Annotated in this window: 25 protein-coding genes and 2 other annotated features (1 of these 27 only partly in view); of the genes, 8 read left to right on the plus strand and 17 right to left on the minus strand. The window is 46.7% G+C overall.

The features are described 5' to 3' along the window. Window positions 1–8 precede the first annotated feature (8 nt). Complete coding sequence (yibK, locus tag SF3645; RefSeq protein ID NP_709385.1) at window positions 9–482, plus strand: rRNA methylase; 474 nt, start codon at window positions 9–11, stop codon at window positions 480–482. Window positions 483–534: 52 nt separating this feature from the next. Here the strand turns inward: yibK and cysE are convergent, their stop codons facing one another. From cysE to yibN, 5 genes are all read right to left on the minus strand, one after another. Beyond that, window positions 535–1,356 carry a serine acetyltransferase gene (gene cysE / locus SF3646; protein ID NP_709386.1) on the minus strand — a complete coding sequence of 274 codons (822 nt, stop codon included), beginning with the start codon at window positions 1,354–1,356 and terminating at the stop codon, window positions 535–537. 79 nt (window positions 1,357–1,435) lie between these two features. After that, complete coding sequence (gpsA, locus tag SF3647) at window positions 1,436–2,455, minus strand: NAD(P)H-dependent glycerol-3-phosphate dehydrogenase (protein ID NP_709387.1); 1,020 nt, start codon at window positions 2,453–2,455, stop codon at window positions 1,436–1,438. Continuing rightward, window positions 2,455–2,922 (minus strand): preprotein translocase subunit SecB, encoded by a 468-nt coding sequence (gene secB, locus SF3648; protein NP_709388.1) that lies wholly within the window; start codon window positions 2,920–2,922, stop codon window positions 2,455–2,457. The genes gpsA and secB overlap by 1 nt, the downstream gene beginning before the upstream one ends. 62 nt (window positions 2,923–2,984) lie before the next feature. After that, window positions 2,985–3,236, minus strand: a complete 252-nt coding sequence (gene grxC / locus SF3649) for a glutaredoxin (RefSeq protein NP_709389.1) — start codon at window positions 3,234–3,236, stop codon at window positions 2,985–2,987. Window positions 3,237–3,377: 141 nt separating this feature from the next. Beyond that, window positions 3,378–3,809, minus strand: coding sequence for a hypothetical protein (yibN, locus tag SF3650; RefSeq protein ID NP_709390.2), 432 nt, complete (start codon window positions 3,807–3,809; stop codon window positions 3,378–3,380). 244 nt (window positions 3,810–4,053) lie between these two features. Here yibN and yibO point away from each other — a divergent pair, with 244 nt between their 5' ends. The 3 genes from yibO (at window position 4,054) to yibQ (ending at window position 7,854) form a co-directional block, all read left to right on the plus strand. Further along, entirely contained in the window at window positions 4,054–5,598 is a 1,545-nt protein-coding gene (yibO, locus tag SF3651; RefSeq protein ID NP_709391.2) for a 2,3-bisphosphoglycerate-independent phosphoglycerate mutase, read from the plus strand. Window positions 5,599–5,631: 33 nt separating this feature from the next. After that, window positions 5,632–6,891, plus strand: a complete 1,260-nt coding sequence (gene yibP, locus SF3652) for a hypothetical protein (RefSeq protein ID NP_709392.4) — start codon at window positions 5,632–5,634, stop codon at window positions 6,889–6,891. Window positions 6,892–7,020: 129 nt separating this feature from the next. Further along, a complete protein-coding gene (gene yibQ / locus SF3653; RefSeq protein NP_709393.2) occupies window positions 7,021–7,854 on the plus strand; it encodes a hypothetical protein in 834 nt (277 codons plus the stop codon). A gap of 193 nt (window positions 7,855–8,047) precedes the next feature. Continuing rightward, window positions 8,048–8,815 (minus strand) — a mobile genetic element. Here yibQ and insB read toward each other — a convergent pair. The 5 genes from insB to htrL all read right to left on the minus strand — a co-directional run bounded on the left by insB (window position 8,063) and on the right by htrL (window position 12,353). After that, on the minus strand, window positions 8,063–8,458 hold the full coding sequence (gene insB, locus SF3654; protein NP_709394.1) for an insertion element IS1 protein InsB: 396 nt from the start codon (window positions 8,456–8,458) through the stop codon (window positions 8,063–8,065). It overlaps the preceding feature by 396 nt. Further along, a complete protein-coding gene (gene insA / locus SF3655) occupies window positions 8,485–8,760 on the minus strand; it encodes an insertion element IS1 protein InsA (protein NP_709395.1) in 276 nt (91 codons plus the stop codon). Its footprint lies within the feature at window positions 8,048–8,815. Before the next feature lie 174 nt (window positions 8,816–8,989). Continuing rightward, window positions 8,990–10,015 carry an L-threonine 3-dehydrogenase gene (gene tdh / locus SF3656; RefSeq protein NP_709396.1) on the minus strand — a complete coding sequence of 342 codons (1,026 nt, stop codon included), beginning with the start codon at window positions 10,013–10,015 and terminating at the stop codon, window positions 8,990–8,992. Between the two features lie 9 nt (window positions 10,016–10,024). Further along, complete coding sequence (gene kbl / locus SF3657; protein NP_709397.1) at window positions 10,025–11,221, minus strand: 2-amino-3-ketobutyrate CoA ligase; 1,197 nt, start codon at window positions 11,219–11,221, stop codon at window positions 10,025–10,027. A 274-nt stretch (window positions 11,222–11,495) separates the two neighbouring features. Then, window positions 11,496–12,353 (minus strand): hypothetical protein, encoded by an 858-nt coding sequence (gene htrL, locus SF3658; RefSeq protein NP_709398.1) that lies wholly within the window; start codon window positions 12,351–12,353, stop codon window positions 11,496–11,498. Window positions 12,354–12,656: 303 nt separating this feature from the next. On the opposite strand from htrL, the gene rfaD reads away from it, so the two are divergent. From rfaD to waaI, 4 genes are read left to right on the plus strand one after another with little or no spacing between them, the layout of a single operon-like run. Further along, complete coding sequence (gene rfaD / locus SF3659) at window positions 12,657–13,589, plus strand: ADP-L-glycero-D-manno-heptose-6-epimerase (RefSeq protein ID NP_709399.1); 933 nt, start codon at window positions 12,657–12,659, stop codon at window positions 13,587–13,589. Between the two features lie 9 nt (window positions 13,590–13,598). Then, complete coding sequence (gene rfaF, locus SF3660; RefSeq protein NP_709400.1) at window positions 13,599–14,645, plus strand: ADP-heptose--LPS heptosyltransferase; 1,047 nt, start codon at window positions 13,599–13,601, stop codon at window positions 14,643–14,645. Between the two features lie 33 nt (window positions 14,646–14,678). Further along, complete coding sequence (gene rfaC / locus SF3661) at window positions 14,679–15,641, plus strand: ADP-heptose--LPS heptosyltransferase (RefSeq protein NP_709401.2); 963 nt, start codon at window positions 14,679–14,681, stop codon at window positions 15,639–15,641. Continuing rightward, window positions 15,638–16,846: an O-antigen ligase RfaL gene (waaI, locus tag SF3662; RefSeq protein NP_709402.1), complete on the plus strand. Its 1,209-nt coding sequence runs from the start codon at window positions 15,638–15,640 to the stop codon at window positions 16,844–16,846. Before rfaC ends, waaI begins: the two co-directional genes overlap by 4 nt. Window positions 16,847–16,881: 35 nt before the next feature. Here waaI and waaD read toward each other — a convergent pair whose 3' ends face one another. From waaD to waaQ, 7 genes are read right to left on the minus strand one after another with little or no spacing between them, the layout of a single operon-like run. Further along, window positions 16,882–18,024 carry a lipopolysaccharide 1,2-N-acetylglucosaminetransferase gene (gene waaD, locus SF3663; RefSeq protein ID NP_709403.1) on the minus strand — a complete coding sequence of 381 codons (1,143 nt, stop codon included), beginning with the start codon at window positions 18,022–18,024 and terminating at the stop codon, window positions 16,882–16,884. An 8-nt stretch (window positions 18,025–18,032) separates the two neighbouring features. After that, window positions 18,033–19,046 carry a UDP-glucose:(galactosyl) LPS alpha1,2-glucosyltransferase gene (waaJ, locus tag SF3664; RefSeq protein NP_709404.1) on the minus strand — a complete coding sequence of 338 codons (1,014 nt, stop codon included), beginning with the start codon at window positions 19,044–19,046 and terminating at the stop codon, window positions 18,033–18,035. Between the two features lie 24 nt (window positions 19,047–19,070). Beyond that, complete coding sequence (gene waaY, locus SF3665) at window positions 19,071–19,778, minus strand: lipopolysaccharide core biosynthesis protein (RefSeq protein NP_709405.1); 708 nt, start codon at window positions 19,776–19,778, stop codon at window positions 19,071–19,073. Between the two features lie 25 nt (window positions 19,779–19,803). Further along, window positions 19,804–20,811, minus strand: a complete 1,008-nt coding sequence (gene waaL / locus SF3666) for a lipopolysaccharide 1,3-galactosyltransferase (RefSeq protein NP_709406.1) — start codon at window positions 20,809–20,811, stop codon at window positions 19,804–19,806. 42 nt (window positions 20,812–20,853) lie between these two features. Next, entirely contained in the window at window positions 20,854–21,660 is an 807-nt protein-coding gene (gene waaP, locus SF3667) for a lipopolysaccharide core heptose(I) kinase RfaP (RefSeq protein NP_709407.1), read from the minus strand. Continuing rightward, the gene (gene waaG, locus SF3668) at window positions 21,644–22,768 is read right to left on the minus strand and encodes an LPS alpha1,3-glucosyltransferase (protein NP_709408.1); all 1,125 of its coding nucleotides are present in this window, start codon (window positions 22,766–22,768) and stop codon (window positions 21,644–21,646) included. Before waaG ends, waaP begins: the two co-directional genes overlap by 17 nt. Further along, the gene (waaQ, locus tag SF3669; RefSeq protein NP_709409.1) at window positions 22,765–23,823 is read right to left on the minus strand and encodes a lipopolysaccharide core biosynthesis protein; all 1,059 of its coding nucleotides are present in this window, start codon (window positions 23,821–23,823) and stop codon (window positions 22,765–22,767) included. Before waaQ ends, waaG begins: the two co-directional genes overlap by 4 nt. A 342-nt stretch (window positions 23,824–24,165) precedes the next feature. Further along, window positions 24,166–24,168, minus strand: a mobile genetic element (it continues 765 nt past the right edge of the window).

Raw genomic sequence — 24,168 nt, forward strand, 5'->3', positions numbered from 1 at the left:
GGGGCAGTATGCTAAACATCGTACTTTACGAACCAGAAATTCCGCCAAATACTGGCAACATCATCCGTCTTTGCGCTAATACCGGCTTTCGTCTACATATCATCGAACCGATGGGATTTGCCTGGGACGACAAGCGCCTGCGCCGCGCGGGGCTGGACTATCACGAGTTTACCGCCGTTACGCGTCATCATGACTATCGCGCGTTCCTCGAAGCAGAAAATCCCCAGCGCCTGTTTGCCCTCACCACGAAAGGTACGCCTGCTCACAGCGCCGTAAGCTATCAGGATGGCGATTATCTGATGTTCGGCCCGGAAACACGCGGCCTGCCAGCGAGCATTCTTGATGCCCTGCCCGCTGAACAAAAAATTCGCATTCCGATGGTGCCGGACAGCCGCAGCATGAATCTGTCCAATGCGGTGTCGGTAGTGGTGTATGAAGCCTGGCGGCAGCTGGGATATCCGGGAGCGTTGTTGAGAGATTAGTTACTGTATGCCGGATAGATGATTACATCGCATCCGGCACGATCACAGGACATTAGATCCCATCCCCATACTCAAATGTATGGTTAATACCGTTGAAATGCTGGTCCATATCCATTGATGGCTTATCGCTGTCTGGTTTACCGACAATACGAGCCGGAACGCCAGCGGCGGTTGTATGCGGCGGCACCGGTTGCAGCACCACGGAACCTGCGCCAATCTTCGCGCCGCGACCAACTTCAATATTGCCGAGGATTTTCGCGCCCGCGCCAATCATCACACCTTCACGAATTTTCGGGTGACGGTCACCACCAGATTTACCCGTACCGCCAAGCGTCACAGATTGCAGAATCGATACGTCGTTTTCAATTACCGCCGTTTCACCCACAACGATGCCCGTGGCGTGGTCGAGCATAATGCCACGGCCAATTTTTGCTGCCGGGTGAATATCGACCTGGAACGTCACAGAAACCTGGTTTTGCAGAAAGATTGCCAATGCGCGACGCCCCTGATTCCACAACCAGTGACCGATGCGATAGGCCTGCAAGGCATGAAAACCCTTCAGGTATAACAACGGGGTTGAGTATTTATCGACTGCCGGGTCGCGGGTACGCACCGCCTGAATATCACAGGCCGCAGAGGCGATCATTTCCGGGTCAGCGGCGTAGGCTTCTTCAACCACTTCACGGATAGCAATAGCAGGCATAATTGGCGATGACAGCTTGTTCGCCAGCATGTAGCTCAGTGCACTGCCAAGGTTTTCGTGCTTGAGTAGCGTCGCGTGGTAAAAACTGGCCAGCATTGGCTCACAGTCCGCCAGCGTTCTGGCTTCGGCTTTAATATTGTTCCAGACAATTTCCAGTTCTTCACACGACATTGCTTACTCCACACGATGAGATAATGACCGGCCCGTTCTGCGCGGGCCGGGTCATAGCGGTAACAAAGGTTCCCTGGGGTTAGTGACTGCTGCGCTCGTCCTTGCGTGCACGACCTAATAATGTCAATGCTGCCTCGCGCGCGTTTTTTCCGCAATATAATACTTGATAAATTTCCTCGGTTATTGGCATTTCAACGCCGAAGCGATGCGCCAGTTCGCGGACTTCTTTCGTATTGCGGTAGCCTTCCACCACCTGACCAATCTTCTCCTGCGCGCTTTGTACATCCATGCCCTGACCGAGCATCATACCAAAACGGCGGTTACGCGACTGGTTGTCGGTACAGGTAAGCACCAGATCGCCCAGCCCCGCCATGCCCATAAAGGTGGCAGGATCGGCACCCAGCGCCGCACCAAGACGCGACATTTCAGCCAGCCCACGGGTGATCAGCGCCGTACGCGCATTCGCACCAAAACCGATACCGTCAGACATCCCCGCGCCAATGGCAATGACGTTTTTCACCGCGCCGCCAAGCTGCACGCCAATGAAATCCGGGTTGCTGTAAACGCGGAAACTTTTGCCGCAGTGCAGCAGCTGCTGGAGATCATCGGCAAAGGTCTGATCGGTCGAGGCCAGCGAAATAGCTGTCGGTAAACCTGCCGCCAGTTCTTTCGCAAACGTTGGGCCAGAGATAACCGCCAGCGGAATTTGATCGCCTAAGGCCTCACGCGCCACGTCCTGTAACAGACGTCCGGTTTCCGCTTCCAGCCCTTTGGTCGCCCACACCAGACGCGCATCAGGACGCATCAGCGGTTTAATCTGGCGCAGCACTTCACCAAAGACATGGCTGGGTACGACGACGAGAATATTACGACTGGCTGCCAGCGCAGTGGCGAGATCGCTTTCAAGATGGAGCGTATCGGGAAAAGGCACATCGGGGAGAAACGCGGCGTTACAGCGGTCGCGTTCAAGCGTTGCGATATGTTCAGGGTCATGGCCCCAGAGGACAACCTCGTGGCCATTTCTTGCCAGGGTAATGGCAAGAGCGGTGCCGTACGAGCCGGCACCGATCACAGTCATTGAAGCATTACGTTGGTTCATCAGGCATCCTGATGTTCTTCAGTACCTTCGCCAGCCTGCTGCTGCAAATAGTTCATGAACAGCGCATCGAAGTTAACCGGCGCAAGGTTCAGTTGCGGGAATGTACCGCGGGATACCATGCTGGTGATGCACTCACGAGCATACGGGAACAGAATGTTCGGGCAGTATGCGCCCAGGCAATGTGCCATCTGGGTGCCTTCGATACCCGCGATGGAGAAAATACCGCCCTGCTGAACTTCACACAGGAACGCGGTTTCTTCGCCCAAGGAGGCCGTTACGGTAACACGCAGTACCACTTCGTATACGTCATCTGCCAGTTGGGAAGATGCCGTATCCAGATCAAGTTTAACTTCTGGTTGCCAATCTTTCTGGAAAACGTGCGGCGCGTTCGGCGCTTCGAAAGAGATATCCTTGGTATAAATACGTTGGATCTGGAAAGTCATTTCAGTGTTGTTTTGTTCTGACATGTGTAGAAAACCCTTAAGTGTTGTCCTTAAATACTGCGCAATGTAATACCAACGTTCACACGTTATTTCAGCAGGGGATCCAGTCCACCACGTGCATCCAATGCATACAAGTCATCACAGCCGCCAATGTGCTGTGCGTCAATAAAAATCTGGGGAACCGTGGTGCAACCGCTGCGTTTGATCATCTCTTCACGCTTGGCGGCATTGCCATCGATCGGCAACTCCTGGAAACTCACGCCCTTGCTGCTCAGCAGTGCTTTTGCACGATGGCAATACGGGCAGGTTTCTTTGGTATAGATTTCAACATTGGCCATAATTTAGCTCCTGTTTTTTTACCCTGAAATTTCATGTTGCAGGGCGGCTGCAAAATGGAGTGTCCCCAGAAGCTTATAACAATAAGTCGCTGGGGGCCTAATTGCAGCTAACGGCCTGCATCATGAAAGACGACAGGTAAATTATTTGCCGCGCACCAGAGGCAAGTTTTCGCCAGCCCAGCCAGCAACGCCCTCTTTCAGCACGAATACTTGCGCAAAACCAGCTTTCGTCAGCGCGTTTGCAGGCTCCTGGCACTGCATGCCAGAACCGTCTACCACGATAACCGATTTGTCTTTGTGCTTCTCAAGCTCACCAACATTGTTGGCTTTGATTTCGCTCGGCAACAGATTGATAGAACCTGCGATATGGCCTTTACGGAAGTCATCACGCTGACGTAAATCCACAACCACAGCGTCTTCTTTGTTGATCAGACGCGTAGCTTCACCACGAGTAATCACCTTCACTTTCGAGGTCAGGCTCTTAAACGTAGTCACAAGAACCGCCACCAGTAACGCGATCCAGGCGATACTCAGTATGGGATGACGGCCAACAAATTGCATAATTTCTTGCATGGGGGGTAACAACTCCCGACGTAGTGATTAAAAAAACCAGGAAAGGAGTATACCTGCGCGGTGCGGCAAATACAGCCAGCGCGTTAACTGGAATGCAATTTTGCGGGGCACGACGAAAAAAAAGCGCAAATCTGGCATCGGCTTGCCGCGAGCGGTCGTATATTTTGATCTTCAGAGGCTATTTTATCGATTCAGCTGTAGTAAAATTACGCAAATTTTGACTCTTGAGTATGAGGTTGTCGCAATGTCGGTTTCTAAAAAACCTATGGTACTGGTGATTCTGGATGGCTATGGCTATCGTGAAGAACAGCAGGATAACGCCATTTTTAGTGCTAAAACCCCGGTAATGGATGCACTGTGGGCCAATCGTCCGCATACCCTGATCGACGCTTCCGGTCTGGAAGTCGGTCTGCCTGACCGTCAGATGGGTAACTCCGAAGTAGGCCACGTTAACCTGGGTGCCGGCCGCATCGTGTATCAGGACCTGACTCGTCTGGACGTTGAAATCAAAGATCGCGCTTTCTTTGCTAATCCAGTGCTGGCTGGCGCGGTACATAAAGCGAAAAACGCAGGTAAAGCAGTACACATTATGGGTCTGCTCTCCGCAGGCGGCGTACACAGCCACGAAGATCACATCATGGCGATGGTAGAACTGGCAGCTGAACGCGGCGCAGAAAAAATCTACCTGCACGCATTCCTTGACGGTCGCGACACCCCGCCGCGCAGTGCTGAATCCTCGCTGAAAAAATTTGAAGAGAAATTTGCTGCGCTGGGTAAAGGCCGCGTAGCGTCCATCATTGGTCGTTACTACGCGATGGACCGCGATAACCGTTGGGATCGCGTTGAAAAAGCCTATGACCTGCTGACTCTGGCGCAGGGTGAGTTCCAGGCCGATACTGCCGTTGCTGGTTTGCAGGCAGCTTATGCTCGCGACGAAAACGACGAGTTCGTGAAAGCGACCGTTATTCGTGCAGAAGGTCAGCCAGATGCGGCAATGGAAGACGGCGATGCGCTGATTTTCATGAACTTCCGTGCTGACCGCGCGCGTGAAATCACTCGTGCATTCGTGAACGCTGATTTCGATGGCTTCGCGCGTAAGAAAGTGGTTAACGTCGATTTCGTGATGCTGACCGAATACGCCGCTGACATCAAAACTGCGGTTGCTTACCCACCCGCTTCCCTGGTTAACACCTTCGGCGAGTGGATGGCGAAAAACGACAAAACTCAGTTGCGTATTTCCGAAACCGAAAAATATGCCCACGTTACTTTCTTCTTCAACGGTGGCGTAGAAGAGTCGTTCAAAGGCGAAGATCGCATTCTGATCAACTCACCGAAAGTGGCTACCTACGATCTGCAACCGGAAATGAGCTCCGCAGAGCTGACCGAAAAACTGGTTGCGGCCATCAAGAGCGGCAAATACGACACCATTATCTGTAACTATCCGAACGGCGACATGGTAGGTCACACCGGGGTGATGGAAGCGGCGGTTAAAGCGGTTGAAGCACTGGATCACTGCGTGGAAGAAGTCGCGAAAGCGGTTGAGTCCGTGGGTGGACAACTGCTGATCACCGCTGACCACGGTAACGCTGAACAGATGCGCGATCCGGCAACGGGTCAGGCACACACGGCACACACCAACCTGCCAGTTCCGCTGATTTACGTTGGTGATAAGAACGTGAAAGCGGTTGCAGGCGGCAAACTTTCTGACATCGCGCCGACCATGTTGTCGCTGATGGGTATGGAAATCCCGCAAGAGATGACTGGTAAGCCGCTGTTCATCGTGGAATAATCCCTCCCCATGAGGGGAAAGGCGATTAATACCATGACACGGGCCGTGAAACCGCGCAGGTTTGCAATCAGGCCCATCATCTACGCCAGCGTTCTTAGCGCTGGCGTATTGTTGTGCGCCTTTTCCGCCCACGCGGATGAGCGTGACCAACTCAAATCTATTCAGGCCGATATCGCCGCAAAAGAGCGCGCGGTACGCCAAAAGCAACAACAACGCGCAAGCCTGCTCGCACAATTGAAAAAGCAGGAAGAAGCGATCTCTGAAGCCACCCGTAAGCTGCGCGAAACGCAAAACACGCTCAATCAACTCAATAAACAGATTGATGAGATGAACGCGTCGATTGCCAAACTGGAGCAGCAAAAAGCCGCCCAGGAGCGCAGCCTCGCCGCACAACTGGATGCCGCATTCCGTCAGGGCGAGCATACCGGTATTCAGCTAATTCTCAGCGGTGAAGAAAGCCAGCGTGGACAGCGTTTACAGGCTTATTTCGGCTATCTCAACCAGGCGCGACAAGAAACCATTGCCCAGTTGAAGCAAACGCGTGAAGAAGTCACCATGCAGCGTGCTGAACTGGAAGAGAAACAAAGCGAGCAACAAACGCTGTTATATGAACAGCGCGCCCAACAGGCGAAACTGACTCAGGCTCTGAACGAGCGTAAAAAGACGCTGGCGGGGCTGGAATCTTCCATCCAGCAAGGTCAGCAGCAGCTAAGTGAACTGCGTGCCAACGAATCCCGTCTGCGTAACAGCATTGCCCGTGCTGAAGCCGCGGCGAAAGCGCGTGCTGAACGAGAAGCGCGTGAGGCCCAGGCGGTTCGCGAGCGCCAGAAAGAAGCGACGCGCAAAGGCACCACCTACAAACCGACCGAAAGCGAAAAATCGCTGATGTCCCGAACTGGTGGCCTGGGTGCGCCGCGTGGTCAGGCATTCTGGCCGGTTCGCGGGCCGACGCTGCATCGCTATGGCGAGCAGCTACAGGGTGAATTACGCTGGAAAGGGATGGTTATCGGTGCCTCTGAAGGTACTGAAGTTAAAGCAATTGCCGACGGTCGAGTGATTCTGGCTGACTGGCTGCAAGGTTACGGTCTGGTGGTGGTGGTTGAGCACGGTAAAGGCGACATGAGTCTTTACGGCTATAATCAGAGCGCACTGGTGAGCGTTGGTTCGCAGGTTCGCGCGGGCCAGCCAATTGCACTGGTGGGCAGCAGTGGCGGTCAGGGTCGGCCTTCACTCTATTTCGAAATTCGCCGCCAGGGTCAGGCGGTCAATCCACAGCCGTGGTTGGGAAGATAAGTTTTGTTTCCATTTCGTCGTAACGTTCTTGCATTTGCCGCTCTGTTGGCGCTCTCCTCCCCCGTACTTGCTGGCAAACTTGCCATCGTCATTGATGATTTTGGGTATCGCCCGCACAACGAAAACCAGGTGCTGGCGATGCCTTCCGCTATCTCCGTCGCTGTATTACCCGATTCACCGCACGCCAGAGAGATGGCGACCAAAGCGCATAACAGCGGTCACGAAGTGTTGATTCATCTCCCGATGGCACCGTTGAGTAAACAGCCGCTGGAGAAAAATACGCTACGCCCGGAGATGAGCAGCGACGAAATTGAGCGCATTATTCGTAGTGCGGTCAATAACGTGCCCTATGCCGTGGGGATCAACAACCACATGGGCAGCAAGATGACCTCTAACCTGTTTGGTATGCAGAAAGTGATGCAGGCGCTGGAGCGTTACAATCTTTACTTCCTCGACAGCGTAACCATCGGTAATACCCAGGCGATGCGCGCCGCGCAAGGTACTGGCGTGAAGGTGATCAAACGGAAGGTGTTCCTCGACGATTCGCAGAACGAAGCGGACATCCGTGTGCAATTTAATCGCGCAATTGATCTGGCGCGTCGCAACGGTTCAACCATTGCCATTGGGCATCCTCACCCTTCAACGGTACGCGTGCTACAACAGATGGTTTATAACCTGCCGCCAGACATTACGCTGGTGAAAGCCAGCAGCTTGCTGAATGAACCGCAGGTTGATACTTCTACACCGCCGAAAAACGCTGTGCCTGATGCACCGCGTAATCCGTTCCGTGGCGTGAAGCTGTGCAAACCGAAGAAACCGATAGAACCTGTTTATGCTAATCGCTTCTTTGAAGTATTAAGCGAAAGCATCAGCCAGAGCACGCTGATCGTTTACTTCCAGCATCAGTGGCAAGGCTGGGGCAAACAGCCCGAAGCGGCGAAGTTTAACGCTAGCGCAAATTAAAGGCGCTACGCGTAATGCGATGGTGCGACCGCGTTTTGTCGCGCCATTGCCATAAGCGGAAAGACCACAGTAACGCCTGGTAACCGACCTTCACGCTGCGCACATTGGTAATCAGGCGCTTATACATACCCGGAAGTAAATATCTCGGCAATCATCCGTTGGCGGGTAAGAATATCCGGCTCTTTGCGCACCGGGTAATGACTCCAACTTACTGATAGTGTTTTATGTTCAGATAATGCCCGATGACCTTGTCATGCAGCTCCACCGATTTTGAGAACGACAGTGACTTCCGTACCAGCCTTGCCAGATGTTGTCTCAGATTCAGATTATGTCGCTCAATGCGCTGAGTGTAACGCTTGCTGATAACGTGCAGCTTTCCCTTCAGGCGTGATTCATACAGCGGACAGCCATCCGTCATCCATACCACGACCTCAAAGGCCGACAGCAGGCTCAGAAGACGCTCCAGTGTGGCCAGAGTGCGTTCACCGAAGACGTGCGCCACAACCGTCCTCCGTATCCTGTCATACGCGTAAAACAGCCAGCGCTGACGTGATTTAGCACCGACGTAGCCCCAATGTTCGTCCATTTCAGCGCAGACAATCACATCACTGCCCGGTTGTATGCGCGAGGTTACCGACTGCGGCCTGAGTTTTTTAAGTGACGTAAAACCGTGTTGAGGCCAACGCCCATAATGCGTGCACTGGCGCGACATCCGACGCCATTCATGGCCATATCAATGATTTTCTGGTGCGTACCGGGCTGAGAGGCGGTGTAAGTGAACTGTAGTTGCCATGTTTTACGGCAATGAGAGCAGAGATAGCGCTGATGTCCGGCAGTGCTTTTGCCGTTACGCACCACGCCTTCAGTAGCGGAGCAGGAAGGACATCTGATGGAAATGGAAGCCACGCAAGCACCTTAAAATCACCATCATACACTAAATCAGTAAGTTGGCAGCATTACCGCCTGTGAGATATTATTTTTACAGGTGAGAGAGTCACTTCAGGGTAGAGAGATAATGAGAACAGCTATATAAAAGATCAGCGCAATTACGAACTCTTTATTACACTGACAGGATTTTACATAATTAACAGATTATCCTCAGATAAAAGGGCTGGAATACCAGCCCTTGTTCGTGTTAATCCCAGCTCAGAATAACTTTCCCGGACTGGCCCGAACGCATAGCGTCAAAGCCCTTCTGGAAATCATCGATAGAGAAACGATGGGTAATGATCGGCGAGAGATCGAGGCCAGACTGAATCAGCGCCGCCATCTTGTACCAGGTTTCAAACATCTCACGACCGTAAATGCCTTTAATGAACAAGCCTTTAAAGATCACTTTGGTCCAGTCGATAGACATATCAGACGGTGGAATACCCAGCATCGCAATACGACCGCCGTGGTTCATGGTATCGAGCATGGTACGAAACGCTGGCGGCGCGCCGGACATTTCCAGACCGACATCAAAGCCTTCGGTCATGCCCAGTTCAGCCATCACATCATTAAGGTTTTCTTTCGCGACGTTAACCGCACGGGTGATACCCATTTTGCGCGCCAGCTCAAGGCGGTATTCGTTAACATCGGTGATCACCACATTGCGTGCACCAACGTGTTTCGCCACCGCCGCAGCCATAATACCTATCGGACCTGCACCAGAAACCAGCACATCTTCGCCCACCAGATCGAACGACAGCGCGGTATGCACGGCGTTACCGAAGGGATCAAAAATGGAAGCCAGGTCGTCGGAGATATTGTCGGGGATTTTGAAAGCGTTGAACGCCGGAATCACCAGATATTCGGCGAAGCAGCCCGGACGGTTAACACCGACACCAATGGTGTTGCGGCACAGATGGGTACGACCGCCACGACAGTTGCGACAGTGACCGCAGGTGATATGGCCTTCGCCAGAAACGCGATCGCCGATTTTGAAGCCTTTCACTTCCTGACCAATACCTACCACTTCACCGACATATTCATGGCCCACGACCATCGGCACCGGGATGGTTTTTTGCGACCACTCATCCCAGTTATAGATGTGAACGTCAGTCCCGCAGATGGCTGTTTTACGGATTTTAATCAGCAGATCGTTATGCCCGAGTTCCGGTACAGGGACGTCGGTCATCCAGATGCCCTCTTCCGCTTTCAGTTTGGATAACGCTTTCATCTCACATCCTCAGGCGATAACGCCCAGTTGTTTACCAATACGCGTGAATGCTTCTACTGCACGCGTAATTTGCTCAGGGGTATGCGCCGCAGACATCTGGGTACGAATACGCGCCTGACCTTTCGGAACGACCGGATAGAAGAAACCGGTGACGTAAATGCCCTCTTTTTGCAGCTCTCGGGCAAATTTCTGCGCCACTACCGCATCACCAAGCATGACCGGAATAATGGCGTGATCGGCTCCCGCCAGGGTAAAGCCCGCCGCCGACATTTGCTCACGGAACTGACGCGCGTTCGCCCACAGACGGTCACGCAACTCGCTACCCGCTTCAACCATCTCCAGCACTTTGATGGAAGCGGCGACAATTGCTGGTGCCAGCGAGTTGGAGAACAGGTACGGACGAGAACGCTGGCGCAGCCACTCAACCACTTCTTTGCGCGCCGCGGTATAACCACCAGAAGCCCCGCCCAGCGCTTTACCGAGCGTGCCGGTGATGATGTCGACACGCCCCATCACATCGCAGTATTCATGGGAACCACGACCATTTTCACCGACAAAACCGACCGCGTGGGAGTCGTCTACCATCACCAGGGCATCGTATTTATCTGCCAGATCGCAAACGCCCTTCAGATTGGCAATCACGCCGTCCATCGAGAACACACCATCGGTGGCAATCAGCACATGACGCGCACCGGCTTCACGCGCTTCTTTCAGACGAGCTTCAAGCTCCTGCATATCGTTGTTGGCATAGCGATAGCGTTTAGCTTTACACAGACGCACACCATCAATAATAGACGCGTGGTTCAGTGCGTCGGAGATAATGGCGTCTTCCGCGCCCAGCAGCGTTTCAAACAGGCCACCGTTAGCATCAAAGCAGGAAGAGTAGAGAATCGCATCTTCCATCCCCAGGAATGCCGCCAGTTTTTGTTCAAGCTCTTTATGGCTGTCCTGAGTGCCGCAAATAAAACGCACCGAAGCCATGCCGAAACCGTGAGAATCCATTCCCGCCTTTGCTGCCGCAATCAGATCCGGATGATTCGCCAGCCCGAGATAGTTGTTGGCACAAAAGTTAATGACGTGGCTTCCATCAGCCACGGTGATATCTGCTTGCTGCGCAGACGTAATAATGCGCTCTTCTTTAAACAACCCTTCCGCCCGTGCGGTTTCCAGATCGTTGGTTAACTGCTGATAAAATTCTCCACGCATTGCGATTCTCCAGACAGGGCAAATTCCAGCACATATTACCCAAACTTATAGGTCGCGACGAGATGATGCGTTAACACTTCTGCAAAATTCAGGATAAATAACGTGTATCTTGATGTCTCTCAACACCTACAGATAGTAGAAAAACTGTACAGTTTTGGCTGAGCATAATGATGAGTGATTTTACTGCATTGATATAAAAAGAAAAAATGATGCCAAAGCATCATTTTTCCTATCTCAGTTGGCATCAAAACGCTACCCACTAATGGAGGGAAACCTATTTTCTTGAAAGGAAAATTCTCAGCGCCTGCATTTTTGCCCCTAAAGTGTTACTCCTGAAGCAGCGAAACAAATCGAACCATTTTCCTCTCCCCAGATAGTTTAGGTTGAAGAGATCGGAACGTTTGTAATAGCACATGACAAAAATGCCCTGGTCATCGTCCACAATGTTATTGTTTAGTGTTATTTTTTGACTTTCCAGAACTAATTTATAGAATTCTTTCCATTTATGCTGTGAACCAACAATTGCGCCCCCAATAATATATACATGATTGCCAATCATGAAATCAAAAGCCTGTTGTTGAGATGTAACAGTAAGCCCTTTTTTTATAGTGAAAAGATGCATCTTATTTTCATCAAATGGGAAATCCCAAATTTTCAATCCTCGAGTTACATTTGGCTTACGGCAATAGCCAAAATCTATCCACGCAACAAGAGGCGTTTTCACTAAACCCATGTTGATAGCTTTATTTACAAAATAGGCCTTAAGGTTACATACCAAAACATACTCTGGTGACCAGTACTCTGGGTTTTTTAATTGTCGAGGCTCAAGTCTATTTGTAAATGACTCATCTTTTTGAATTTTTTCGATACGACTTCTGATATATCTAAATTTCTTTTTTATATCGATAACGATAACCGTTGTTGGTTTTCCGTTGCGAATCGCTTCAATCCTTGGTTTCAAATCGGGAGAAGTGAAAATAATCATCTCATTTTCAAGTGCGGCCAGACGCTCAAAGTAACTAAAATAAACATCAACTGAACGAGCTAGTTTTTCACGGAACCCTTTATTAGCAGTCCAATCCCCTCTACCAATGTCAAAATATGCAGTGATAATTGTGGTGGATGATTTCATTACTAATAAGACCATTAATATAAAAAAAGAATTATATCATAAATATTAACAGAATGTATACTGTATATTATCCATTCAAATGATTCCGTTATTTATCATACATCGGAATATTGATACTAAAGCACTATTCACATGCAAAACCAACATCCGCCATGAAGGACTAGCTAAAACCCAAACTAGTTTGTTGCAATTAGCATCCTTGCACCTCTATGTAAAGGGCTGAAGGGATTCGGATGTGATGGTATGATTACAGACATTCGTGTCTGAGATTGTCTCTGACTCCATAATTCGAAGGTTACAGTTATGATCATCGTTACCGGCGGCGCGGGCTTTATCGGCAGCAACATCGTTAAGGCCCTGAATGATAAAGGCATCACCGATATTCTGGTGGTGGACAACCTGAAAGACGGCACCAAGTTTGTGAACCTGGTGGATCTGGATATCGCGGACTATATGGATAAGGAAGACTTCCTGATCCAGATTATGGCTGGCGAAGAGTTCGGTGATGTCGAAGCGATTTTCCACGAAGGCGCATGCTCTTCCACCACCGAGTGGGATGGCAAGTATATGATGGATAACAACTATCAATACTCCAAAGAGCTGCTGCACTACTGTCTGGAGCGCGAAATCCCGTTCCTGTATGCCTCTTCCGCAGCCACCTACGGCGGACGCACCTCCGACTTTATTGAATCCCGCGAGTACGAAAAACCGTTGAATGTCTACGGTTACTCAAAATTCCTGTTTGATGAATATGTTCGTCAAATCCTGCCAGAAGCGAACTCGCAGATTGTTGGCTTCCGCTATTTCAACGTTTATGGACCGCGTGAAGGCCATAAAGGCAGCATGGCGAGCGTCGCTTTCCATCTCAACACCCAGCTTAATAACGGTGAATCACCGAAGCTGTTCGAAGGTAGCGAGAACTTCAAACGTGACTTCGTCTATGTGGGCGACGTGGCAGATGTAAACCTGTGGTTCCTGGAAAATGGCGTTTCCGGTATCTTCAACCTCGGCACCGGTCGTGCAGAATCCTTCCAGGCAGTAGCAGATGCTACGCTGGCTTATCACAAGAAAGGCCAGATCGAATACATTCCGTTCCCGGATAAGCTGAAAGGCCGCTACCAGGCGTTCACTCAGGCAGATCTGACAAATCTGCGCGCGGCGGGTTACGACAAACCGTTCAAAACCGTTGCTGAAGGTGTAACGGAATACATGGCCTGGCTGAATCGCGACGCATAAGAGCTCTGCATGAAAATACTGGTGATCGGCCCGTCTTGGGTTGGCGACATGATGATGTCGCAAAGTCTCTATCGCACGCTCCAGGCGCGCTATCCCCAGGCGATAATCGATGTGATGGCACCGGCATGGTGCCGTCCATTATTATCGCGGATGCCGGAAGTTAACGAAGCTATCCCTATGCCTCTCGGTCACGGAGCGCTGGAAATCGGCGAACGCCGCAAACTGGGTCATAGCCTGCGTGAAAAGCGCTACGACCGCGCCTACGTCTTACCAAACTCCTTCAAATCTGCATTAGTGCCTTTCTTCGCGGGTATTCCTCATCGCACCGGCTGGCGCGGCGAGATGCGCTACGGTTTACTCAACGATGTACGCGTGCTCGATAAAGAAGCCTGGCCGCTAATGGTGGAACGCTATGTCGCGCTGGCCTATGACAAAGGCATTATGCGTACCGCACAAGATCTGCCGCAGCCATTGTTATGGCCGCAGTTGCAGGTGAGCGAAGGTGAAAAATCATATACCTGTAATCAATTTTCGCTTTCATCAGAACGTCCGATGATTGGCTTTTGCCCGGGTGCGGAGTTTGGTCCGGCAAAACGCTGGCCACACTACCACTATGCGGAACTGGCAAAGCAGCTGATTGATGAAGGTTATCAGGTGGTTCTGTTTGGCTCTGCGAAAGATCATGAAGCGGGCAATGAGATTCTTGCCGCTTTGAATACCGAGCAGCAGGCATGGTGTCGGAACCTGGCGGGGGAAACACAGCTTGATCAAGCGGTTATCTTGATTGCAGCCTGTAAAGCCATTGTCACTAACGATTCTGGCCTGATGCACGTTGCGGCGGCGCTCAATCGTCCGCTGGTTGCCCTGTATGGTCCAAGTAGCCCGGACTTCACACCGCCGCTATCCCATAAAGCGCGCGTGATCCGTCTGATTACCGGCTATCACAAAGTGCGTAAAGGTGACGCTGCGGAGGGTTATCACCAGAGCTTGATCGACATTACTCCCCAGCGCGTACTGGAAGAACTCAACGCGCTATTGTTACAAGAGGAAGCCTGACGGATGCGGGTTTTGATCGTTAAAACATCGTCGATGGGCGATGTTCTCCATACGTTGCCCGCACTCACTGATGCCCAGCAGGCAATCCCAGGGATTAAGTTTGACTGGGTGGTGGAAGAAGGGTTCGCACAGATTCCTTCCTGGCACGCTGCCGTTGAGCGAGTTATTCCTGTGGCAATACGTCGCTGGCGTAAAGCCTGGTTCTCGGCCCCCATAAAAGCTGAACGCAAAGCGTTTCGTGAAGCGCTACAAGCAGAGAACTATGACGCAGTTATCGACGCTCAGGGGCTGGTAAAAAGCGCGGCACTGGTGACACGTCTGGCGCATGGCGTAAAGCATGGATTGGACTGGCAAACCGCTCGCGAACCTTTAGCCAGCCTGTTTTACAATTGTAAGCATCATATTGCAAAACAGCAGCACGCCGTAGAACGCACCCGCGAACTGTTTGCCAAAAGTTTGGGCTATAGCAAACCGCAAACCCAGGGCGATTATGCTATCGCACAGCATTTTCTGACGAACCTGCCTACAGATGCTGGCGAATATGCCGTATTTCTTCATGCGACGACCCGTGATGATAAACACTGGCCGGAAGAACACTGGCGAGAATTGATTGGTTTACTGGCTGATTCAGGAATACGGATTAAACTTCCGTGGGGCGCGCCGCATGAGGAAGAACGGGCGAAACGACTGGCGGAAGGATTTGCTTATGTTGAAGTATTGCCGAAGATGAGTCTGGAAGGCGTTGCCCGCGTGCTGGCCGGGGCTAAATTTGTAGTGTCGGTGGATACGGGGTTAAGCCATTTAACGGCGGCACTGGATAGACCCAATATCACGGTTTATGGACCAACCGATCCGGGATTAATTGGTGGGTATGGGAAGAATCAAGTAGAGTGTCGTTCTACAAGTATGTCTCTTGCAGATTTGCCAGCTCAAACCGTTTTTCAAAATTTAAATCTTGAAATAATAACCAATAAGTTGACATCGGAGATAAGATGACCTCAACATTATTTTTCTCTCTCGAGAAAAAAAACTGGATAGCGTACTGGAACAGAGCTCTCGTATTCTTATTCATTACCACCTATTTTTTGGGTGGGATTACAAGGTATAAACATCTTATTGTTATTCTTATGACAATAACGACAATCGTCTATCTCTGCAAACGGCCAAAACACTATCTCTCACTATTTAAAACATTTCTTTTTGGTAGTGTTGCCATATTAACTATTGCTGCATTGCTGTCACTTCTTCAATCCCCTGATGCAGGTGCTAGCATGAAGGAAGTTTTCAAAGCTATTATTGAGAATACTTTACTATGCACAATAGCAATACCGGTCATATTGAGAGACGAGAAAAGAGAAGATGTCGAAAAAATCGTTTTCTTCTCATTTATTAGTGCGTTGGGCTTACGCTGTTTTTCTGAATTGATTACCTATTATAAGGACTATCAACAAGGGATAATGCCATTCGCAGATTATAGACACCGTAGCATTTCTGACTCGATGGTCTTTTTATTCCCTGCATTGTTAAATCTCTGGCTTATCAAATCAGCAAAATACCGCATTTCTTTTGTGGTTCTAAGCGTTATTTTTATTTTTCTGATATTAGGAACTTTATCCAGAGGGGCCTGGCTTTCCGTGTTAGTCATTGGATTAATATGGATTCTGATGTTTAAACAATGGAAGTTACTATTAGTAGGAGTAATGGTTTCCATCATTGCATTGTCGGTTATTTTCACACATAAGGAGATGACCGCAAAGCTAACGTATAAACTTCAACAAACTAATAGTTCTTATCGCTATGCAAATGGTACTCAAGGCAGCGCACTCGATCTAATATTAGAAAATCCTGTTATTGGTTATGGTTACGGTAACGTTGCATATAAAGATGTCTATAATAAACGTGTCATTGATTATCCAGAATGGACCTTTAGACAATCAATAGGGCCACATAATTTTGCGCTATTCATCTGGTTTGGCACTGGTTTATTAGGGCTGGTAAGTCTTATGATGCTATACTGTGCAATATTGAAAGAGTGTATAAAAAATGGCGTCAAGAATAAATATCGCTCACCATATAATGCATATTATATAATCTTACTATCTTTTATAGGTTATTTTGTTATCCGTGGAAACGTAGAACAAATTGAACCAAATTTATTAGGCGTTTACGCCGGCTTATTATTAGCGATGAAAAACAAGTAAAAAATAAAAAAGGCTGCATAATGCGGCCTTTTTATTTATTCAAACCAATTATGAATAACCTCTTCGAATCTTTGAGTTACGCCATCCCAACTGTAGTGATCAAACACAAAGTCCTGACCTTGCTTTGCAACTGCTGTTAATTCAGGATTCGCTAACGTTTTTAAAATATCGCTGCTTATGGAGTCTGCAGTCATAGGTTCTTTTAAATGGAATCCCGTAGTATTTTCTTTGACAAATTCCGTCATCCCCCCACGCGTACTCACTAAAACAGGCTTACCAGCACCCATAGCTTCAATTGCCACCATGCAAAATGGTTCCTGGAACTGGGAAGGAATGACGACTAAATCTGCCAGTGGGTAATAACAATACATCTTTTCAGGCGGTATGCTTCCTAACATAATGCAACGATCCTTCAAACGTTTTGCAATTTCCCTGACATTGCGTTGATATGCACCTTTGTCACTTTTACTCATTTCTGTATAATCACCAATCACAACTAATTTTAAATTTTTGTGAGCAGCGGCCAATTTTTCGAATGATTGCATCAACAGCAATATGCCTTTGTCAGGGACGATACGCCCAGCATAAAAAATAATTTTCTCTTCAGGAGAGATATTAAGTTCGCTTCTAGTGATCGGCTGAAAATTAGATTGATAGGTTTCTAAATCAATTCCATTTGGTACAATCTCAATATCTGCATTTGCTAAATAAGATTGGTAATACTTTTTCAAGTATAAACTAGGGACTATCATTTTAACATTTTGCTCAAGCAATTTTGGTTCAAATGCATTATGCATATGTATAACCACTCTTGCCTGAGGAGCTAGCTTACGAATTTGAGTGTATAGCTTCATGCTATTATGAACTACAATAACACTTTCTTTCGTTATAGGAAAATCATGTGCAATATTCAATATTCTCTGTGAATATGGAAGAGGATCAAGTCTTGTCCATTTTTGAAATAACCGCTTATATATGCGACTGAATCCAACCCTATGAATACTACAATTATCATTAACAAAGGTGTAATTTGAGTATCCTGGATTTTTGATACAAACAATACGATTTGGAAAATTGGTACGCTGAGCAACCTGATACATCCACGTTTCAACAGCAGCCGCTCCGCGAGGAGGAATTGAAAAAATAGGAGTAACCGTAAATATTATTTTATCAACCATCTCGTATATTAACCTTTCATAACATTATATTTAATTGCTGTAAAAACACCATCGAGAAATTTTTTCTGGTAAAGCAAGTGTTTATATTTTTCTTTGTGCTCATGTTTTTTAACAGCTTTTTTATAAGGTATATTTCTCCATGGTGATATATTATAAATATTACGAAAATAATCTGCAGAGGCGTAGTTCGCCCAATCATGCCATGGCTTAGTTATACCAGTATAATGTATGAAGACAGTGTCATCATTAATAAACCGGGTGTAATATTCACTATTTTTTTCTTCAAATTCTGACTTTATAGTATAAATACAATTATATTTTCTCGGTAATATTTTAGCATGATGTAGAAACATTAAGTTTAAAATATCTTGATCCGGGTACTTTAATTTTTTTATAATTGACTCATCTGATAATAGATCAAAGAATTTTTCCGTTAGTCTTTGTTTTAACCATTCCCGTAAATTAATATACATTACACCAGAGTTAAAATAGCTACCGTTAAAATCCTCATTACACAAACGCTCAGCGCTTTTACTTTGCATAGCATCTACATCAATTACCACTGCCCCATATTCATCTTTAAACTCTAATGCTATTAACTCGTTCAATGAACCCTTACAGACGATATCAGCATCAAGATATAATAATGAATCCAATCGCGCAGAAAAATAATCAAATGAAAGCAAACGATAATAAATAGATACTGGCCAGATATTTGATTGAGGTAGCGCCTTCAATGGCTCAGAATCAATATGATATAATTTAATTACTGTTTGATACTTCGTTGCTAATTGTGATAATAATTCAATATACTCTTTGTCTAAGTAATCAGCGATTATGTGAAAGGTAAATTTGTTTTGTTTATTCTTTTCAAGAATTGAAGCAATTGAAATCGCAGCCCCAACCTGGTAGTTCTCATCAATACCCCATGAGACATTAAACGTTTCCCGTTCATCAAGTTTAACGGGGCGCTTGTCCAGTTCAATTATATCTTTAAATTGAGTAAGATGTTTAAAATCCAATTTAATTACCCTTCATCATAATCATTATTTGCTCTTCAATCCTAGTTTGACTTTTACATCCCTGATTACTTTTTTAATTTTCTTTTTGAATATAAGATATGTATAGCCAAAGTCTTTCAATTCATTTTTTATATTATAGTGCCGTTCAAGATCAATGCGATCTTTTGCTTTTAAAACAGCGGTTGTTTTTTTACCTGAAAGGTCAATTAGTCTTAAACCTTTTTCGGATACTATAAAATTTCCTTTATGAGGATCGCCAGACACCATTCCATGCTGATGCAACTCTTTTATCGATTCTGATAATTGATCCTTCAGATCTTCAGAAATTTCCAAATACTCATTTAACCCGACACCTTCAATATACTCAATGAGCATAATATAATAATGAGCGAAATTTAATGTTTTACGTTCAGCTAGCAAAAAATAGTCATTAATTGATTGGATGCCTTCACCACGTACCCGATCGGTTTGATAAATTAAATTTTCATAATAATCTTTTTTTATGCAAGATTTTAAGAAACGTTCGGTCATTTTATGCTTTGGCGCATAAACTTTAAGTACAAGAGGTCCACGAGCAGTGTCAATAAGAATGACTTTAGTATCATCAATAGAACGAAAAACTTTTAATGTTTTAACCCTGCAAGTTAAAAAGTCATTTAGAACTTGCTCATAAAAGGGATCATTATCTTTTATGAAAACTTTCAACCCATTTATCGTTTTATTATATATCATAATGAATTATTTTAACCTTAAATCTTTAGAAGCATTTTTCTTTATAATACTTTAAATAATTAAAAATGCCTGCCATATAATGCTTTTGTTTAAATTTATGTTTTGCACAATACCGATACTGATTGCTATTTACAGGTTTAAGTAAATCTTCTTTACTCCACGGAGAAGCTGCTTTGGCGATCAAAAAACTACGTGAAACCGGATAATCAGCCCACTCATGCCAGGGTTTTGTAGGTCCCACATAGTGTATAAACACGGTGTCATCATTGACTGGATTATCAACTTTGTCTTTTAATTCATAGTTAATACTATATCGGGTATTATATTTCTCCGAAATAAACTTCACTTTACCATTCAATAATACATTCAGTACATCTTGATCAAGGTGGGTGATTTTACTTACCCAATCTGGGTCACGCAACATTTCAATAGCTTTTGACGAAATGTTATTTAGATTCCACTCATCAATATTTATCAGTAAAAAACCAGCATTGAAATATCCAGAAGCTAACTGTGGTGTAGTTAATACCGAGGCTCGATTTTGCCACCATTCAATATCTCTTTCAGCTACAACTGCGGCAATTTCATTAGTAGAAAATTGATAATCTAAGAGTTCTTTAATACTACCCTTGCAAGCAATATCTGCATCAAGATATAGTATTTTTTCATGTTTATGATAGAAATAATCTGCAATTATAAATCGAAAATATGTTGCGTAAGTCCAGTTTTTCGTGCTTGGTAATGACTTCAGCTTATCACAATTGATAACATAAATATTAATTCTTGAATTATATTGTTTTGCTAAATCAGAAAAATATAATTTGTCTTTATCACTGATATAATCTGTGAAAACATGAAATTCACAAGAGATTTCTCTATTGTTTAATAGAATAGATGCGATGGCTACACCACATCCAAAAAGAAAATTTCTGTCAATACCAAATGCTATATCAAGAGTATTTTTAGATCTTATATTTTGATAATGAAAATTATACTCAAAAAGGATGATGTCACTATCATTGAGTTGAGACATATTTATTCTGTATCCAAAATTTTGGCAAAAATAAGTTACGGGTTACAACGATTTTCGAATCGTTCTTTCCCTGATTTTTGTGGCTTTTGCTTCTGCTTGCGACAGCAGTCCTTGTTCCTGCTTGAGAATGTCTTTAAGCGGGGCGGCAAAATACACCTTCATAAAGCGCCAGATATCCCGCTGAGTCAGGCCAATATTCATTGAAGAAAAATAAAGCCCTATAAGATCTTTATCGCGCCAACGACCTGGAACGCGCGTGCGAAGCTGCGCCCGGTGTAGGTCAATTACCGAAATTTTTAACTCCTCTTCCTTACCGGAAAAAGGCAAGTGCAGCAGGAAATGACAGATATAACAGTCACGATGGTTAATGCCCGCAGCATGCATATCGCGCACCATCGTCGCGACACGCTTAATAAGCATACGCTTTACGCGAACATCTGGTGGGTTGGTCGCCCAGTCAGCACAGTAATCTTCCAGACTGATGGTTGGTGTCAGATCTTCGGTAATAATAAACGAGGTTCTGGTCAGCGGATTCATGCCTTTTTCGCCGAATGCCACCCCATACATAGTATCAACGCCGACATCCCGCAGTCGATGAATCGCATTCCATTCGCGGTCTGCGCCTAATACTGGCATCCGCAATGAGAGTAAATTTTTGATTATCTCTTTCAGGGTCGTGCCGCGATGCCATTTGAGAAAATAGCTTTTTCCCGCCATTTCAAAGCGCAGAGTACGGCGAGTTTCCAGTTCACGAAATACCTCACCCTGCAAGGTTTTAACTTCCTCAAAAGGATCTTTGCCGCGCCATAACGTGGCAAACGGCTCTTTAAGTTCAACCATCCAGACCACCCGTTATGATATCCGCCGCTTTCTCTGGCAGACTGTATAAATCTTGTGTATCAGCATAATGTCGCGCATTTTCCGCCCAAGCCTGGCGCAATGAAGATTGCGTTAACGCTTTGCGTAAAATCTCATTCAATGTTTCCTGGCGGAATGGCTCAGCAATAGCCTCGCCGCAATTAGCGTCGACAATATAATGCGCATAGCCACAAACGGCAGTTGTTAGTACCGGTAATCCTGCAGTAATCGCTTCCAGCAGCACAATTCCCGCCGCTTCCTGGTAGGCAGGATGCAGTAATAAATCCGCCGCCGCCATTAATTCCGAGACATCGTTGCGCCCCGAGAAGAAGTGAACATTACTGCGCACGCCGCGTTTTTCTGCCAGTGCCTCAAATTTTCGCGGTTTATCCTGCCCAACAACATATAGCAATGTGTTGTGGCGCAGCGAATCCGGTAACGAAGCAAGTGCTTCAATGGAACGATCGGCACCTTTACGCGTGAAGTCTGAACCGACCTGCAACAATAAATATTGTTGTTCGGTTATTCCATTCTTCTTACGGAAGATTTCACGGCTATTGGCTGGCTGCTGGCTATATTTACGATCAGGATAAATCCCCGGTGGCAGAATATGAAAACGCTCCGCTTCAGTCTGATAATGTTTCTGGAAATCGGCGATTTGCTTATCTGTCAGCATCAGCAGCTGTGTCGGCTTGCCCTGTTCGAAGGTTGCCCGCTCAAAGGCGGCATAATGGCGATAACGTGACGTCAGGCGATAGAAAAAGCCTTTTTCCTGCGCTACTTTCTCGGCATAACAAACATCAGCGGCATAATAAACGTCCAGCCCCGGCATTTTGTTGAATCCAACGACTTTATCGACGGGATGTTCGCGTAAATGTTTTTGCACCCAGGCAAAATACTCCGCATTGCGCCCGTGATTGGTATGCGATTTAACCGGCACTTTGATCACTTCAAATACATCAGGGCATTCGCCTTCCCACGACTGGGTATAAACCCGAACATGATGACCTCGGGCGGCGACTGTCTGAGCAATACGCATAAAATCGCGCTGCAAACCGCCAAAGGGAAAATATTTATATAAACAAAAAGCAACGATCATAACGACGTACCTGTCGTGGAGGAGGGCAGTAATTTATCGACAGCAGCAATGACATCTGCCGCCGGAATAACCGAAAGATACATCTCATTTCGGTCACGCTGATCGCGCGTTGGCATTTCCCGGTAATCTCCCGCCCAGAATTGAATCATGTTATTTGACCAGGGACGCCAGAAAATATGATCTGTTGCGCCAAACAGCGATATCAGCGGCGTATTAACTGCAGCGGCAATATGCGCCGGTGCGGAATCAACGCCAATAAACAGCTGCGCATGATCGATTAACGCACCAAGTTCCGGGAAGGTCACCTTTCCAGCCAGCGCCGTTACTGGTGGCGTCTGGCATCCCTGCGCAATTTCATTGACGCAGGCCAGATCGTCTTTATCTGGGCCGGACGTCAGAACGACTTCATAACCACGAGCATGTAAGGCATCAATCACAGCGGAAAACTTGGCGTTGTCCCAGCATTTGAAGATTTGCCGCGCCGTAGGTTGGATAACCACATAATTTTGTCCAACACCAGCGTGATCAAGTTCGCGACGCATACGTTTCCAGCTTGCAGGCGGGTAACTCATGGTTGTCTGCTTCACCAACGAATCAAGTCCCAATGGTGTCAGCACGGATAAGTTACTTTCCACCACATTTCCACCCTGCAACGGCACCAAATGGGTGAAACTTTTACGCCAAAAAGCAGACTGCCGATGATGATAATCCTGGGAAATTTTCACACGAGCATTTAATAAGCGAACCAGTATAGCAACCATCCATTGATCGGTAAGATTGACGATAAGGTCATACTTATTGGCACGTAATACCTTGATGAGATGAAAAAAGTTGGCAATTTTTTCTGAGGCTTTTGCTTTTTTATTTTTTATGCCGTAGAGCGCGTTAATCTCTGGATTTTCAGACAGGATCGGGATGGTGTCCTGATAAAGCAGCACATCGATTTTTGCGTCAGGGTAATTTTTTTTCAGAGAACTAATGACGGGAGTAGTTAATAACATATCCCCATGAAAACGCATCTTAATGAGCAAAATTCTTCGAAATGGCTTATCCACAAGTAACTCTTTTTGTTGAGATTATCCGATTAAGGTGAAGCAGAAAAAGCACGCTACCGCCCCAGGCTCAACAGCTACCTGAATACTGATACCGCACTGATATTGACGCGCTAGTGTATCACTTCTTTCGCGGCAATCCGACCCGAATGATTTTTAAGCACATTGTTGATTTTCAATAAAGAAATCAATCAAATAAAATCATTAGCAACCATATTCTTTCACTGTTGCTCTGCGATTCCTTCCTGCACGTACAGCAGAAATCAATGAATCGCATAAAAATACAAAAAAAGTATAGATGTTCAACAAGAATTGGCGGGTAAATTGCTATTTAAGTCAAAAACGGGT

Source organism: Shigella flexneri 2a str. 301, from assembly GCF_000006925.2.
GTDB lineage: Bacteria > Pseudomonadota > Gammaproteobacteria > Enterobacterales > Enterobacteriaceae > ECMA0423.